The sequence below is a fragment of the Nostoc sp. DSM 114161 genome, from assembly GCF_052692665.1.
In genome coordinates this window covers 6,100,456-6,115,160 of sequence record NZ_CP195141.1, presented here as the reverse complement: position 1 = coordinate 6,115,160, position 14,705 = coordinate 6,100,456, and the positions used below count along the sequence as shown (strand labels likewise).

At 41.8% G+C, this 14,705-nt stretch carries 16 protein-coding genes; 12 read left to right on the top strand and 4 right to left on the bottom strand.

The window, feature by feature from the left end; all coding sequences use genetic code 11:
• The first annotated feature begins 43 nt into the window (after nt 1–43).
• Nucleotides 44–2,377, top strand: a complete 2,334-nt coding sequence (pbpC, locus tag NSTC745_RS25900) for a penicillin-binding protein 1C (protein ID WP_445633544.1) — start codon at nt 44–46, stop codon at nt 2,375–2,377.
• Between the two features lie 29 nt (nt 2,378–2,406).
• On the opposite strand, the gene NSTC745_RS25895 is transcribed toward pbpC, so the two are convergent.
• A complete protein-coding gene (locus NSTC745_RS25895; RefSeq protein ID WP_445633543.1) occupies nt 2,407–3,267 on the bottom strand; it encodes an isocitrate lyase/PEP mutase family protein in 861 nt (286 codons plus the stop codon).
• A gap of 103 nt (nt 3,268–3,370) precedes the next feature.
• Between NSTC745_RS25895 and NSTC745_RS25890 the strand changes: the two genes are divergently transcribed.
• The 3 genes from NSTC745_RS25890 to NSTC745_RS25880 all read left to right on the top strand — a co-directional run bounded on the left by NSTC745_RS25890 (nt 3,371) and on the right by NSTC745_RS25880 (nt 6,901).
• Nucleotides 3,371–4,147 (top strand): red chlorophyll catabolite reductase, encoded by a 777-nt coding sequence (locus NSTC745_RS25890; RefSeq protein WP_445633542.1) that lies wholly within the window; start codon nt 3,371–3,373, stop codon nt 4,145–4,147.
• Between the two features lie 104 nt (nt 4,148–4,251).
• The gene (locus NSTC745_RS25885) at nt 4,252–5,283 is read left to right on the top strand and encodes a nitrilase-related carbon-nitrogen hydrolase (RefSeq protein ID WP_445633541.1); all 1,032 of its coding nucleotides are present in this window, start codon (nt 4,252–4,254) and stop codon (nt 5,281–5,283) included.
• Nucleotides 5,284–5,473: 190 nt separating this feature from the next.
• Nucleotides 5,474–6,901 carry an aldehyde dehydrogenase family protein gene (locus NSTC745_RS25880; RefSeq protein WP_445633540.1) on the top strand — a complete coding sequence of 476 codons (1,428 nt, stop codon included), beginning with the start codon at nt 5,474–5,476 and terminating at the stop codon, nt 6,899–6,901.
• A gap of 75 nt (nt 6,902–6,976) precedes the next feature.
• Here the strand turns inward: NSTC745_RS25880 and NSTC745_RS25875 are convergent, their stop codons facing one another.
• Nucleotides 6,977–7,573 carry a Uma2 family endonuclease gene (locus NSTC745_RS25875; RefSeq protein ID WP_445633539.1) on the bottom strand — a complete coding sequence of 199 codons (597 nt, stop codon included), beginning with the start codon at nt 7,571–7,573 and terminating at the stop codon, nt 6,977–6,979.
• Between the two features lie 122 nt (nt 7,574–7,695).
• The gene (locus tag NSTC745_RS25870; RefSeq protein WP_445633538.1) at nt 7,696–7,842 is read right to left on the bottom strand and encodes a hypothetical protein; all 147 of its coding nucleotides are present in this window, start codon (nt 7,840–7,842) and stop codon (nt 7,696–7,698) included.
• A gap of 191 nt (nt 7,843–8,033) precedes the next feature.
• Between NSTC745_RS25870 and aroA the strand changes: the two genes are divergently transcribed.
• From aroA to hisS, 5 genes are all read left to right on the top strand, one after another.
• Entirely contained in the window at nt 8,034–9,314 is a 1,281-nt protein-coding gene (gene aroA / locus NSTC745_RS25865; protein ID WP_445633537.1) for a 3-phosphoshikimate 1-carboxyvinyltransferase, read from the top strand.
• Between the two features lie 13 nt (nt 9,315–9,327).
• Nucleotides 9,328–9,774, top strand: coding sequence for a DUF3598 family protein (locus NSTC745_RS25860; protein ID WP_445633536.1), 447 nt, complete (start codon nt 9,328–9,330; stop codon nt 9,772–9,774).
• A 145-nt stretch (nt 9,775–9,919) separates the two neighbouring features.
• Entirely contained in the window at nt 9,920–10,240 is a 321-nt protein-coding gene (locus NSTC745_RS25855; RefSeq protein ID WP_445633535.1) for a hypothetical protein, read from the top strand.
• Nucleotides 10,237–10,599 (top strand): aspartyl protease, encoded by a 363-nt coding sequence (locus NSTC745_RS25850; protein ID WP_445633534.1) that lies wholly within the window; start codon nt 10,237–10,239, stop codon nt 10,597–10,599. The genes NSTC745_RS25855 and NSTC745_RS25850 overlap by 4 nt, the downstream gene beginning before the upstream one ends.
• Before the next feature lie 147 nt (nt 10,600–10,746).
• Entirely contained in the window at nt 10,747–12,135 is a 1,389-nt protein-coding gene (gene hisS / locus NSTC745_RS25845) for a histidine--tRNA ligase (protein WP_445633533.1), read from the top strand.
• 48 nt (nt 12,136–12,183) lie between these two features.
• Here the strand turns inward: hisS and NSTC745_RS25840 are convergent, their stop codons facing one another.
• Entirely contained in the window at nt 12,184–13,077 is an 894-nt protein-coding gene (locus tag NSTC745_RS25840; RefSeq protein WP_445633532.1) for a LysR family transcriptional regulator, read from the bottom strand.
• Nucleotides 13,078–13,253: 176 nt separating this feature from the next.
• Here NSTC745_RS25840 and NSTC745_RS25835 point away from each other — a divergent pair, with 176 nt between their 5' ends.
• From NSTC745_RS25835 to NSTC745_RS25825, 3 genes are read left to right on the top strand one after another with little or no spacing between them, the layout of a single operon-like run.
• Nucleotides 13,254–13,538, top strand: a complete 285-nt coding sequence (locus NSTC745_RS25835) for a hypothetical protein (protein ID WP_445633531.1) — start codon at nt 13,254–13,256, stop codon at nt 13,536–13,538.
• A 3-nt stretch (nt 13,539–13,541) separates the two neighbouring features.
• Nucleotides 13,542–14,210, top strand: a complete 669-nt coding sequence (locus NSTC745_RS25830; RefSeq protein ID WP_445633530.1) for a glutathione S-transferase family protein — start codon at nt 13,542–13,544, stop codon at nt 14,208–14,210.
• The gene (locus tag NSTC745_RS25825) at nt 14,200–14,658 is read left to right on the top strand and encodes a GNAT family N-acetyltransferase (protein ID WP_445633529.1); all 459 of its coding nucleotides are present in this window, start codon (nt 14,200–14,202) and stop codon (nt 14,656–14,658) included. The genes NSTC745_RS25830 and NSTC745_RS25825 overlap by 11 nt, the downstream gene beginning before the upstream one ends.
• Nucleotides 14,659–14,705: the final 47 nt, after the last annotated feature.

Below are 14,705 nucleotides of genomic sequence, written 5' to 3'. Positions count from 1 at the left end.
TTAAGGGTTGCGTCAGAATTAAGGTAAGTTTGGTTGGGTAGTGATGAAAGGAATTTTACGAATTAAGCACGTTAAGATAATTCTGGCTGTGCTGGTAATCTGTTTGGTGGTGCGTTTGTTACCTTATTTTGCGCCAATTCGTGCGGTAGATATAGCGCAGAATCAATTAGCAATGCAATTTAGCGATCGCAATAATTTACCATTAGGTACGTTACTGACACGCGACCAAGAGCATACCTCAGTAATACCGCTAAATCAAGTTTCGCCGCAGTTTATTCAAGCAATTTTAGCGGCTGAAGATGCTAGCTTTTACGAACATGGCGCCTTGGATATGAAAGCAGTTGTCCGCGCTATTAAAGAAGCTATCCACGCCAAACGAATTGTTTCTGGTGCTTCTACTATTACTATGCAGTTAGCGCGGATGTTAGATCCTGTGCCGCGTACTTTGTCAGGTAAACTACAAGAAATTTGGCTATCTTGGCGGTTAGTTGCAGGGATGAATAAAGATGAAATTCTCTCTGCATATATCAATCGCTTGCCAATGGGAGGGAATATATATGGTGTAGAAGCTGCGGCACGGACTTATTTTTCTATGCCAGCCAGCGATTTGAATCTTGCCCAAGCGAGTTTGTTAGCTGCTATTCCTAATAATCCCACTTATTTTAATCCTTACGAACATTGGGAACGGTTAAAGCAGCGACAAAAATATGTGCTTAATCGTATGGTACAGGAAGGGTATGTGAGTGAGGCGATGGCTGCGCCAACGTCTGCGACGAACGCCACACGCACATCCACCGAAAAAGTTGTCTTTCAATCTCGCCAGCAAGGAATTATCGCTGCACCACACTTTTTATTTTGGTTAGCAAATCAGTTTGATAAAAACCAAACAAAAGAAAATTCTATTATTCGCACGACTATAAATCGTCCTTTGCAGCAATTTGTCGAAGCACAGGTACAGCAGGTAATTTCTTCTCTGGCTGCTAACAACGTCCACGATGCAGCCGCGTTGGTAATTGACAACCACACCGGCGAAGTTTTGGCTTATGTCGGTTCGCCGGATTATTTTAATGAAGCCAAACTCGGACGCAATGATGGAGTACAGGCGCTACGTCAACCAGGTTCTACTCTCAAGCCTTTTGTTTACGAACTCGCTTTAGAAAAAAATCTCATTCGCCCAAACACCATTTTGGCAGATCTACCGGCTCGTTACGCAATTCCCGGCGCAAAACTTTATAGCCCAACAGATTATACCGAAAGTTTTCTCGGCCCGGTGCGGGTACGAATCGCTTTAGCAAATTCTCTCAATGTACCCGCAGTGCGCGTGTTAGAAAAAGTAGGCGTGGAAACTTTTTTAGAACGTCTCCATGAATTAGGGTTTGAACATTTAAATCAAACTCCAGAACATTATGGTTTAGGTTTGACTTTGGGTAGCGGCGAAGTCACTCTCTGGGAATTAGCCAGGGCTTACGTTATTATGGCAAGATTTGGAGAGGCTATTCCTTTAGTAAGCACATTTTCTGATTCCCAAATTCCTACAGACGCGAGGAATCGCTTCTCTACAATTTCTAACCAAAAAATTTGGCAATTAATTACTAATATCCTTAGCGATAATCATGCTCGTGCAACAGCTTTTGGTGTAGACTCGGTGTTAAATTTGCCTTTTCCTGCTGCTGTTAAAACTGGCACTTCTTCTAATTTTCGAGATACTTGGACAGTTGGCTTTACTACAGATTACACCGTCGCTACTTGGGTAGGTAATTTCAATGGCGAACCGATGCGTCAGGTTTCAGGTGTTACGGGTGCAGCGCCTCTGTGGAATCGAATTATGTTACATCTGCACGAACATCAAGAACCAGCAGCTTTTCCATCTCCAGAAGGTTTAATACAATTACCTGTTTGTGCGATTTCTGGTTTAAAACCAACACCAGATTGTACCTCAGTGGTACAAGAATATTTCTATCCAGAAGATAAAAATAATTACGAAGCTGAAAATAAATTTGATTTGCCGCCAGAGTATGATGAATGGTTGGCAAAACAACAGCGATCGCATTTAATTTCTGATAATTTGAGAATTTTATCTCCCCATCATGGCGATGTATTTTTACTCTATCCAGGCGAACAAGGACAGCAAAAATTAGAATTCAAATTAGCAGGAAATAAATCTGCGCCTATAGAGTGGTGGTTAAACGGGGAAAAGTTAGATACAAATTCAGCTAATTCTGTATTTTGGAATTTACGCCTTGGTAATTGGACTTTGGAAGCGAGAAGTGGCGAAATGAAAGATAAGGTAAATTTTAAGGTAGAGTTAGCTAGTATTAAACCTACGCGTCGAGGATTTTCTATTAGTAATTCTCAGACTAAGGGAAATAGCCCGTAATTAAATTCTGAATTCTGAATTCTGAATTCTTATTTAAAATCTTGCTCCATTTGCAGATATTTAGGCACGCCGACAAGTTCTTGAAAATCTTTAAAGTTAACCAAGTTGGGCAAATTAGCTGTGGTTCCCTGTTCTTTAAGATGCTTCAAACAGCTATTCATTACTTGTGTGACAGCAAGTAAAGCAGTAACAGGGAAAAATGCAATTTTAAAACCTAATTTTTGTAATTCATCTGTAGAAATTTCTGGAGTTTTACCACCTTCAACAATGTTAGCTACTAATGGTACATCAGGAAAAGCAGCAGCGATCGCCTTTAACTCATCAACAGATTGGGGAGCTTCCACAAATAGTATATCTGCTCCCGCCGCAATGTAAGCTCGACCGCGAGCGATCGCTTCTTCTAAACCCAGCGGCGCACGCGCATCAGTCCGCGCAATAATTACCAAACCGCTATCGCCACGCGCTTCGACTGCGGCACGAATTTTTCCCGCGTGTTCGGCTTGGGGAATCACTCGCTTCCCTTCAAAGTGTCCGCACTTTTTCGGCCATTCCTGATCTTCTAACAACACCCCAGCAACGCCTAACTGTACGGCATCTTTAATCGTGCGAATCACATTTAAAGCGTTACCATAACCCGTATCCAAATCAGCAATTAGGGGAATATTAATCGATCGAGCAATCCGCCCCACACTATAAAGCATTTCCGTAGCCGTGACAAAGCCGTAGTCTGGCAAACCCAAAACAGAAGCCGCAATTCCAAAGCCACTAGTAGCTACAACATCAAAACCTTGTTGTTCGGCTAACTTGGCTCCCAAACAATCATAAACACCAGGAATTACAATAATTTCTGGACGCGCTAGTAATTCCCGTAGTTTTTGGCAAGCAGACATAAAGTAATAGATAAATCCTCCTTTTAGAATACAGTAGGGGCGCACAGCTGTGCGCCCCTACGCGGTGCGTCAATACTTGATACAAAACTAACCAACCCCAACCATGACTCAGCAACCAACCAATCTAGACAATAAAACTGTATTTGAGCAGTTGTGGAATATTACAAAAGAACTCCGCCAAAAATTAGAATCTCGTTTTGAATTAAATCCAGACCCTTCTGTAGCTGATTTACAGGAATACAGCAGTCTTGACGGCAATATTAAAGGTTCTCTGGGTGCATTTTCAGGAAAAGAAATTGATTGGCTAGTGCATTCATGGTTAGGAAACCCCGAAAAATCTAACTTTAGCACCATGCGCCTCACCATTTGGTTAGCGCCGCATATCGATGTTCCCCATTTGGCATTTGAGTTTGGCACGCTTCCAAATGCAGAGATTTTATTTTATATAGATTACGTTGCTCGGACTGACCTTTTAACCGATTTAGCATATCTCGATCGCTATTACGAACCAGTCAACCAAACATTTTTAAAATTACAAGACGAAACGCGCCTCAAGGCATTTACTAGCAAAAGCGTATACGTTCGCTTATTTCAATCCCCCGTTAGTCTTTGCTACACTGGCGCACTTACTTCTGATACCCTCGAAATCACTCGCACAGTTGCACTCGAAACACTAGAACGCTGGCTAACTTGGGTAGACGCAGCCGAACCTGTATCAGAAGATGCACGGAATACTTTAGCAAATCGGGACTTATTACTACGCCGAATCTCCGCTGAACGCGACCCAGGTAATAAATTTGCCGCCCAACTTTTTGGCACCCAATTAACAGATAAACTAGTAAGGTCGCTCTGGGGTGGCGATCGCAAAATTAGTCATTAGTCATTAGTCATTGGTCATTAGTCATTGGTCATTAGTCATTGGTCATTAGTGATTAGTTTTTTTCTTCCCCTGCTCCCCCTGCCTCCCCTGCTCCCCATCTCCCCATGCCCAATTCTGATTCATACCGTGCCTTAGCACTGCAAGTTACCTGTCATGCAGTGAATCAAGCAACCGATCGCCACGAAGCGCGATCGCTCATGCTAAACTCGATCGATCGCCTAGCGCAACAAATTGCAGCTAGTATCGCTTTCATTGGTTTTGATTGTCGTTTAATTGTGCTGCCGGAATATTTTCTTACAGGTTTTCCAATGGGAGATACTCTCGCCGGATGGGCAGAAAAAGCTTGTATAGAAATGGCTGGTGCTGAGTACGAAGCACTGGGGAAAATTGCCCAAAAGCATAAAATCTTTTTGGCTGGTAACGCCTACGAAGTTGACCCCAACTTTCCCGGATTATACTTTCAAACCTGCTTTATACTTGACCCTTCTGGCTCAATTATTTTACGCTATCGGCGACTAAATTCTTTATTTGCTCCTACTCCCCATGACGTTTGGGATAAATATCTCGACTGCTATGGTTTAGAGGGAGTTTTCCCCGTAGCCAAAACTGACATCGGTAATTTAGCAGCTTTAGCATCAGAAGAAATTTTGTATCCAGAAGTAGCGCGTTGTCTAGCGATGCGAGGAGCAGAGATTTTTGTGCATTCTACTTCCGAAGTGTATAACAAAAACCTCACGCCCAAAGACGCGGCAAAAATTACTCGCGCCGTAGAAAATTCAGCTTATGTAGTATCAGCTAATACCGCAGGTATCGCTAATATTGCTATCCCCATAGCTTCCGCTGATGGCGGTTCAAAAATCATCGATCATCGCGGAATAGTCATAGCTGAAACAGGCGCAGGCGAAAGTATGGCAGCATTTGGCGAAATTGATTTAGCAGCATTACGCCGCGATCGCCGCCGACCAGGGTTAAATAATTTACTTGCACGCCAACGATTTGAACTCTACGCCGAAAGTTATCAAATGTCACACTTTTACCCCGCTAATACTATGCTGAATAAAGAAGTAGACCGCAAACACTTCCTGCAAACCCAGCAAGCCACCATTGAACGGTTAGCACAATTAGGAATAATTTGAATTGGGTACGGGGAAATGGCTTCGCCAAGGGGAAGGGGAAAAGGGCAAAGGGAAAAGGAATTAAACAAAGTTCTTCCCCTTTCCCTCTAAGCTTTTGCCTTTTCTGTTGGTGAAAAGTAAGGAATTAAACAAAATTCTTCCCTTTTCCCTTTAACCTTTACCCTTTTCCCTTACCGAAGGGTCTTGACTAATGACTAATACAAAACCAATAGAAGTCCGTAACCCCCGAACTGGTAAATATGACTATGTAATTATCCCGCCGCCTCCCAGGTTGCTGGTACAGCAATGTAGGCGTATGCGTCGGGCGCAGGTTCATTGGCAAAAAATAGGTATAGAAGGGAGAATCGAAGCTTTACAACAGTGGAAGGAAGCGATATTATCTACACGCGATCGCTTAACGGAAGCTTTGGTAAATGATACAGGCAGATTATCAACTTCAGTATTAGAAATCGATTCTTTTCTTTCTAGCATCGACCGTTGGTGCAGGTTAGCACCGGAATTGCTACAAGAAACTTCCAAAAACACAGCAATTCCCTTCATTGCTTTGCAACAAGCATCAGTACCTTATCCTCTAGTTGGTATCATTAGTCCGTGGAACTTTCCGCTATTACTGTCTACCATTGATACCATTCCCGCATTACTGGCGGGTTGTGCTGTAATTGTCAAACCCAGCGAAATTGCTCCCCGCTTCGTAGCACCGCTGGTTACAGCACTCAACGCCGTGCCGAAATTGCGCGACGTATTAACTTTTGTTGAAGGAGCAGGAGAAACCGGAGCTACTTTAATTGAAAATGTAGATTTAGTATGCTTTACAGGTAGCGTTGCCACAGGAAGAAAAGTAGCCCAGGCAGCTGCTAAACAATTTATTCCAGCTTTTTTGGAATTAGGTGGAAAAGATCCAGCGATCGTTTTAGAATCAGCCAACTTAGACTTAGCGACCTCAGCTATATTGTGGGGTTCCGTCGTCAACACCGGACAGTCATGCTTATCAATCGAGCGAATTTACGTTGCCGAATCCATATTTGAAAAGTTTTACCATTTACTAATAGCCAGAGCTTCTCGCCTTGAATTAGCTTATCCCACCCTTGAAAGTGGAGAAATTGGCCCCATCATTGCCGAAAGACAAGCAGCAATTATTAGCGACCATCTTTTAGACGCAGTAGAAAAAGGAGCAGTAATTCACTGTGGCGGCGTCATTGAAGACTTAGGTGGAGGTTGGTGGTGTCGTCCCACAGTGCTGACTCAGGTCAACCATTCCATGAAATTAATGACCGAAGAAACTTTTGGCCCCCTTATGCCAATTATGCCTTTTAGTACAGTTGAGCAAGCAATATCTCTAGCAAACGACTCGATTTATGGACTGAGTGCGGCTGTATTTGCTGAGTCAGAAGCAGAAGCCTTGGAAGTCGCCCAGCATATAGAAGCAGGTGCCATCAGTATTAACGATGCCGCACTCACCGCCATTATGCACGAAGGAGAGAAAAACGCCTTCAAATTCTCCGGACTCGGAGGTTCGCGCATGGGTGCAGCAGCAATAAAGCGGTTCACGCGGAAAAAAGCTTTTTTGATTAAAACCAATGCCAGTAATGACCCTTGGTGGTTTGGGAATGGGGAATAGGGCATTGGGCATGGGGCATTGGGCATTGGGCATGGGGAATGGGGAGTGATATTGGTTGCGATTATTCGCACTAAACTACTTAACGACATCAAAAATTTGTTCGGCTGTTATTTGTAGGTGAATACCCAAGCGTTCCAGTTCTGGAGATTTAATCTGCGTACTCCCGGTAAATCTGCCAGCTTGACGATAACTACCTTCTGACAATTGTAGAATAGCGATCGCCAACTCCTGTGGGTCAATCAGCCAGTATTCAGGAACACCACGTGCTGCATATTGTTTCTGCTTCCGCACATAGTCTCTATCCGGATTACTCTCACCTGGGGACACCACTTCGACTACCAAGTGCGGTGGAAGAACGTCAAAAGTAATAGTCAACCGCTTCCGGGTTAGCTCTAAGTGTTCCTCCCGAAGAATTACCAAATCAGGGTAGCGATTTGCAGGATCGCCAGCCTCAAGGACTGGTACCTGAAGTTCGCAAACATGAGGCTGTACCCGTCGAAAAGGCATTTCAGCATTAACTAATAGCAAGAACAGGTAATTTGCAATGGACGTATTTAGTTCTGACTCTGGTGGCAATTCTATTAGCCTCCCATCAACAAGTTCATAACGCTTTTTCGTCCCATCATCTATTTCTAAATATTGCTCAAACGTCAATCGTTGGGCTGTAGTCATAATACTTCTGCGTGGCTTCTATTATTGTGGCATTTATTATTTTTTCTGCTTATATTGCTCTGCAATTGAGTTGCATCGACTCGCAATTGAGTTGCATCGACTCGCAATTGAGTTGCATCGAGTCACAATTGAGTTGCATCGAGCCGCAATTGAGTTGCATCGAGCCGCAATTGAGTTGCATCGAGTCGCAATTGAGTTGCATCGAGTCGCAATTGAGTTGCATCGAGCCGCAATTGAGTTGCATCGAGTCGCAATGCGATTGCATCCACTTGCAAAAATTAACTTACAGCATTTTTCAGCTAAATGAGGTAGACGGGTAGGGGCACAACAATGTTGTGCCCTTACAATAACCTGTACCTCACCAAACAGCAATCTGCTGTATCTGATTTCCCAGTCCCCAATCCCCAATAATATGCGAACATAATTAAGTTGTAGCCGATCGCCTGCACTGAGGTTTAAAGTGGATACCATTGCCATCCCTGCTCTGAATCGCCCAATAGACGCCACGGTAGAGATTCCTGGTTCTAAAAGTATTACTAATCGGGCATTACTTGTCGCAGCCTTAGCGCAAGGTGACTCTATTTTAGAAAATGCCTTATTTAGTGAAGACAGCAATTATTTTGCTAAATGTTTAGAGCAATTAGGCATCCCTATTACCCTAAATCCTGACCTGGCTCAAATTCAAATCTCAGGGAAGGGAGGCGAAATTCCCGCAAAACAAGCAGATTTATTTGTTGGTTTAGCAGGTACGGCAGCAAGGTTTATCTCGGCACTGGTAGCACTAGGCAATGGCGAATATCGTCTAGATGGCGTTCCCCGGATGCGAGAACGACCGATGGGCGACTTGCTAAAGGTGCTGCAAAGTAGCGGCATAACCGTTAACTTCCAGGGAAATCCTGATTTTATGCCCTACACCATCTACGGTGGGCAATTTACTGGGGGGCATTTTCGCTTAAAAGCTAACCAAACAAGTCAGCAACTTTCGGCATTATTAATGATTGCGCCTTATGCTCAACAAGACACAATTATCGAGGTTGAGGGGACGTTGGTTTCGCAATCTTACGTGAAAATGACTTGTAAGTTGATGGCGGATTTTGGCGTAGAAGTAAATCAAATCAGCGAAAATCAATTCCAAATAAAAGCAGGTCAGCGTTACCAGCCTCGACATTACACAATAGAACCAGATGCGTCGAATGCTTCTTACTTTTTTGCCGCCGCCGCCGTCACTGGTGGACGAGTGCGGGTTAAGTATTTGACCAAACAATCTTGTCAAGGTGATATTCTTTGGCTCAACGTCTTAGAACAGATGGGTTGCCAAATTCGTGAAGGCGATGATTACATCGAAGTTAGAGGGCCAGAGCAATTACAGGGTATCGATATTGACATGAATGATATCTCAGATTTGGTGCAAACATTAGGAGCGATCGCTCCCTTTGCCACCTCAGCTGTTACCATTCGCAATGTCGAACATATTCGCTACAAAGAAACCGACCGCATTCACGCCGTAGTTACCGAATTGCGTCGCCTGGGAGTTCAGGTTGAAGAATTCCCCGATAGACTAAAGATTGAACCAGGCGCGATTACTCCGGCAGCAATTGAAACCTATCACGATCATCGCATGGCAATGGCATTTGCTGTTACAGGCTTAAAAGTTCCAGGCATTGTAATTAAAGACCCAGGTTGTACGGCAAAAACTTTTCCAGATTACTTTACCCGATTTTTCAAAATGTTAGAACAATAAAAGGTGAATAACCATGTCTAATATCAAAGAAGGAATGCCCGTGCTTGCCCGTCATGAAGGAGATTGGGTAGGCACTTATACATTAGTTGATACAGCCGGAAAAATCATTGACAGCTACGAATCTCACTTAACTTGTCAATTTCCTGAAAACGGCCCTCATCCTTACTACCAAATCAACCGCTACACATGGGCTAACGGAAAAAAAGAAGAATATGAATTTCCCGGAATCTATAAAGATAATAAACTTTGGTTTGACACCGAGCGCATTGACGGCAAAGCCTGGGAAGCTGACGATTCTATTGTGATTTTGTGGTTTGCTTATAAAACAAACCCAGAAATGAGTTTATATGAAATGATTTACATTAGTCCAGACAATAACAATCGCGCCCGTACTTGGCATTGGTTTAAAAACGGTCAAATATTTCAACGCACCCTCATTCAAGAACAACGGTTAAAATAAAGCGATCGAGTTTTAATTTTGTAGGGTGCGTTATGGACGTAACTCCTAACACACCGAAAATCTCAAATGATGCCGTACCCTCAGCAGTAACACACCCTACTAACATAAAACTTTAGCTGTTGTAAATTAAAAGCGAGAAACAACAATGACTGACGTAAAACCTACACGCCCATTAAATAGGGGAAGAATCTTTCCTGAGTTTGAGTGGTCGCCAGAACAGAAAGCCCAACGTCAAGCCGAACGAAATAAATTTCACCAGCGTTGCAAAGAGATTTTTGACCGAGTTCAACCAGAGTTAATCAAAAATTACTACAACTGGTATATGGTAGTTGAGCCAGATAGCGGTGACTATTTCATTGATAGCAACGAAGAAGTAGCTATGCAGATGGCGCATCAGAAACACCCTGGTAATATACCGTTATTTCTTTTCAGAATTAATGAGACAGGGATTTCTGGAACAATATGATTCAGGGTTGGTTTGGCGATGATGATGAACTATTTTTTGAAATTGATTTGATTGCTGTTAATGGATTAGACCTAACAGTTAATGTCCTCTTAGATACAGGCTTTTCTGGGTGGTTAGCTATCAACGAGCAAGATTTACAAGGGCTTGATTGGATTTATGTGCAGACACGTTTACTACGAACTGCACAGGGGGAATCAGATTTTGATATTTATCTTGGTAAGGTAAGAATAGATGAACAAGAATTTGAGATTCCTGTACATGTTGGTGAATTTCTAACAGAAGTTTTACTTGGTCGTCAATGGTTGAAAAATCAGCGTTTAGTAGTAGATATGATGTCAGGAGTGTTAACACTTGGATAATCAAAGTTATAATATGGTATTTTACATTTGTTGGTTATATCAATTAGTAATTTTAAATAGCGTTGCTAATTAGTAATCATTCGGATTATTATTTATTACCTATCAATTATTTAACTATCTCAAATCTCAACTTCCTAAGGTATACGCATGGCAAAAGGTGACAAAATAAACTTTTCTACTCCTAGCGGTTTCCCAGAATTTCTGCCTAGCGAAAAGCGCCTAGAATTATATTTATTAGATACCATCCGTAGAGTTTTTGAAAGCTATGGATTTACGCCCATTGAAACCCCAGCAGTAGAACGTTTAGAAGTCCTACAAGCTAAAGGAAACCAAGGCGACAATATCATTTATGGAATTGATCCCATCTTGCCACCAAATCGCCAAGCCGAAAAAGATAAATCAGGCGAAACTGGTTCCGAAGCAAGGGCATTAAAGTTTGACCAAACAGTGCCATTAGCAGCTTACATTGCTCGTCACCTCAATGAATTAACCTTTCCTTTTGCCCGCTACCAAATGGATGTAGTTTTTCGCGGAGAACGGGCAAAAGATGGGCGTTTTCGTCAGTTTCGCCAATGCGATATTGATGTAGTTGCTCGTCGGGAACTGAGTTTACTGTATGACGCTCAAATGCCTGCAATTATCGCTGAAATATTTGAAGCAATTAATATCGGCAATTTTATCATCCGCATCAATAACCGCAAAGTTCTTACAGGTTTCTTTAAATCAGTAGGAATTGCCGAAAACCAAATTAAATCTTGCATCAGTGTTGTTGATACCCTAGAAAAAGTTGGACAAAATAAAGTAAAACAGGATTTAGAAAAAGAGGGAATTTCTGCTGAGCAAGCTGAAAAAATCATTGAGTTTATTAAAATAGATGGCTCAGTTGATGAAGTATTAGATAAGCTCAAACACCTAGCAAACAATCTTCCAGAAACCGAACAATTAAGCTTGGGCGTTACCGAATTAGAAACGGTAATTACAGGCGTGCGTAATCTTGGCGTTGCCGAAAATCGTTTCTGTATTGATTTATCTATTGCTCGTGGGCTTGATTACTATACTGGTACAGTTTACGAAACAACTTTATTAGGACATGAAGCTTTAGGTAGTATTTGTTCTGGCGGTAGATATGAAGAATTAGTCGGAGTATTTTTAGGCGAAAAGATGCCTGGTGTTGGCATTTCTATTGGCTTAACTCGCTTAATTAGTCGATTGCTCAAAGCAGGTATTTTGAGTACCTTAGCTGCTACACCAGCACAGGTGATGGTAGTCAATATGCAAGATGATTTAATGCCGACTTATTTAAAAGTTTCTCAACAACTGCGTCAAGCGGGAATTAATGTTATCACTAACTTTGATAAGCGTCCTCTGGGTAAACAATTTCAGTTAGCAGATAAACAAGGAATTCAATTTTGCGTAATTATTGGTTCTGAGGAAGCAGCAGCCAATAAATCTTCTCTGAAAAATTTGAAAACAGGCGAACAAGTAGAAGTGTTATTGGAAAATTTGGCAGAGGAAGTTAAACGCAGACTGACTTAAAATTTAATTAGGGCATTAGACGCGATAAATCGCGTCTTTACTCCTATATTAATAAGCTGATTTAGCTAAAGTATAAAAATCAAATTTTTGCAACATTTCCAAAAATGTAAATACTGCAGGTACTTGCAAACCATTGGATAAAATTGCTGTTGCAATTACTCTTTCAAGAGGTGCGGGTAAACTGTATACCTGCACCTTTGGCGGAATAGGTACGGCTGCTAAAAGGGGCATAATAGCAGCCCTAAGTCCTTGGTTTACCATACTCACAACTGTGGAATCTTCTTGAATATCGGTAGCAGTAGTTATGGGAATTGCTAAATTTTTGAGGTGGTTGTGAAGAATGCGTCCGCAGGGAGTACAAGGAAGCATAACTGGCGGATAGGCTGCGATGTCTTCCCAAGTAATTGCTTTGCTGTGAATTTTGGCTTGTGGTGGTAGCAAAGCTAGATATTCATCGCGAAAAATTTCCCAAGTCTCAAACTCATCACTAGTTGGGAGACACGTAATACCAATATCGGCACGTCCGTCGCGCAAACATTGTTCTACATCGGTGAAAGCAGCACACTCTATAATGGTGACAGCAACTTCTGGAAACTGGTCGTGAAACTGAGCGATCGCTTTTGGTAATAAATGAGTAGCCACACTGCGAAAAGCCGCAATTCTCACATGACCGCCATGTAAACCTTTGTGTAGATTTGCTTCGTGTTGCATCATCTCTAGATGTTGCATTGCCTGACGCGCGTGATATAGTATACGTTCGCCAGCAGGTGTTAATACTGCACCGTGACGACCTCTGGCAAATAAAGGCACACCTAATTCTTCTTCTAAAGTGGCGATCGCATGACTGATTGCAGGCTGAGAAAGCTGCAATTCTGAGGCTGCTTCACTAAAGTTACCACGTTCTGCTACTGCAACTATGGCTCGAAGTTGGGAGAGTTTCATGGTCAATTTATGAGAACAAGAGTATACGCATCCTGACTTAATTGTGACAAAAAGCTTGTATTAATGATTTCTCGTATCTATAAATCATATTTATAGAAGCTATGCAAGCCATGATTTGATTGTTCGCTACGGCGTTGCTAGTGTTTATTTATAGAGCAATTGTCAGGAATAATTTTATGAGTAATCATAAAAAATGTCTAGAAGCAAAAAGAATAGACATAACTTCTAACTCTTCATTCCAGGAAAAATTTAATTTTAACTTTTGGAAATCTCTGCATAATATTTGGGAAAAATTTATCAAACAACTTCTAGCAGATCCTAACGAATTACAAGTTACACAAAAAGTCGATCGCTACGGTAATATTTATTGGCAAGCTTACGACCCTGTAACTGGCAAATCTTTTGCTTCGGGTTCGGAAGTTGAACTTTCTATGTGGATTGAACAGCTTTACAGATACTAAAACATGGCACAACTAACTTTGGTAATTGGCAATAAAAATTATTCATCTTGGTCGCTGCGTCCTTGGTTAGCGATGAAGCAATTTGGCTTGGAATTCGATGAAATTCGGATTCCGCTTTACGGTTCAGATTCTGCATCAAAAACTCGGCAATACTCGCCATCAGGAAAAGTACCAGCACTATTACACGATACACTAACTGTATGGGATTCTCTTGCTATTTGTGAATACCTAGCTGAAACATTTCCGACTTTGCAATGGTGGCCAGAAGATAAAACGGCAAGAGCTTATGCTCGTTCTATTACTGCGGAAATGCACTCAGGTTTTCAAAATTTGCGTCAAAATATGCCGATGAATTGCCGGACTAAATACCCTGGTAAAGGTTTAGCGCTTGGCGTACAACAAGATATTGACCGCATTACTAGTATCTGGAAAGAATCACGTCAAAAATTTGGGGCTGATGGCAATTTTTTATTTGGCAATTTCACAATTGCTGATGCGTTTTTTGCTCCAGTTGTTTTACGTTTCGTAGCTTATGATGTGCAGCTAGACGCAGATTCTAGAGGTTACGTAGAGGCAATTTTAGCACTAAACGCAATGCAAGAATGGATAAATGCAGCAAAAAATGAAACAGAAATTCTTCCCCAATACGAGTATTCAGGGAATGGCAGGTAAAAATATTTTAATTCGCCATGCGAACCAACAAGATATTCCTACCATCATGGAATTAATTTATTTGAAAGCCGAATTTGATGGTTGTCCTGAATCTGTAGAAGCAACTCCTAAAAAGTTAGAAGTTGATTTATTTGGAGAAAAGCCTCTTGCTTTTGTGCTTTTAGCTGAGGTTGATGGCGAAGCAATTGGGTTGGCAACTTATCATTTTATTTATTCAACTTTTTTAGCCAAACCTGGAATTTGGCTTGATGACTTATATGTGAAAGCCGAACATCGAAATCACAAAATTGGTGAGGCGCTGGTACTACGCTTGCGCCAGATAGCACAAGAAAAAGGTTGTGCCAGAATTGATTGGACTGTAGCAATATCCAACGATCGCGGAATTAAATTTTATCAAAGATTAGGTGCAAAAATTAGAGATAAAGTCAGATTATGTCGTTTAATTTAGTCGTGAATCTAATAGATTGTCGTGAAGAAGGCAGCTATGCAAAGAGC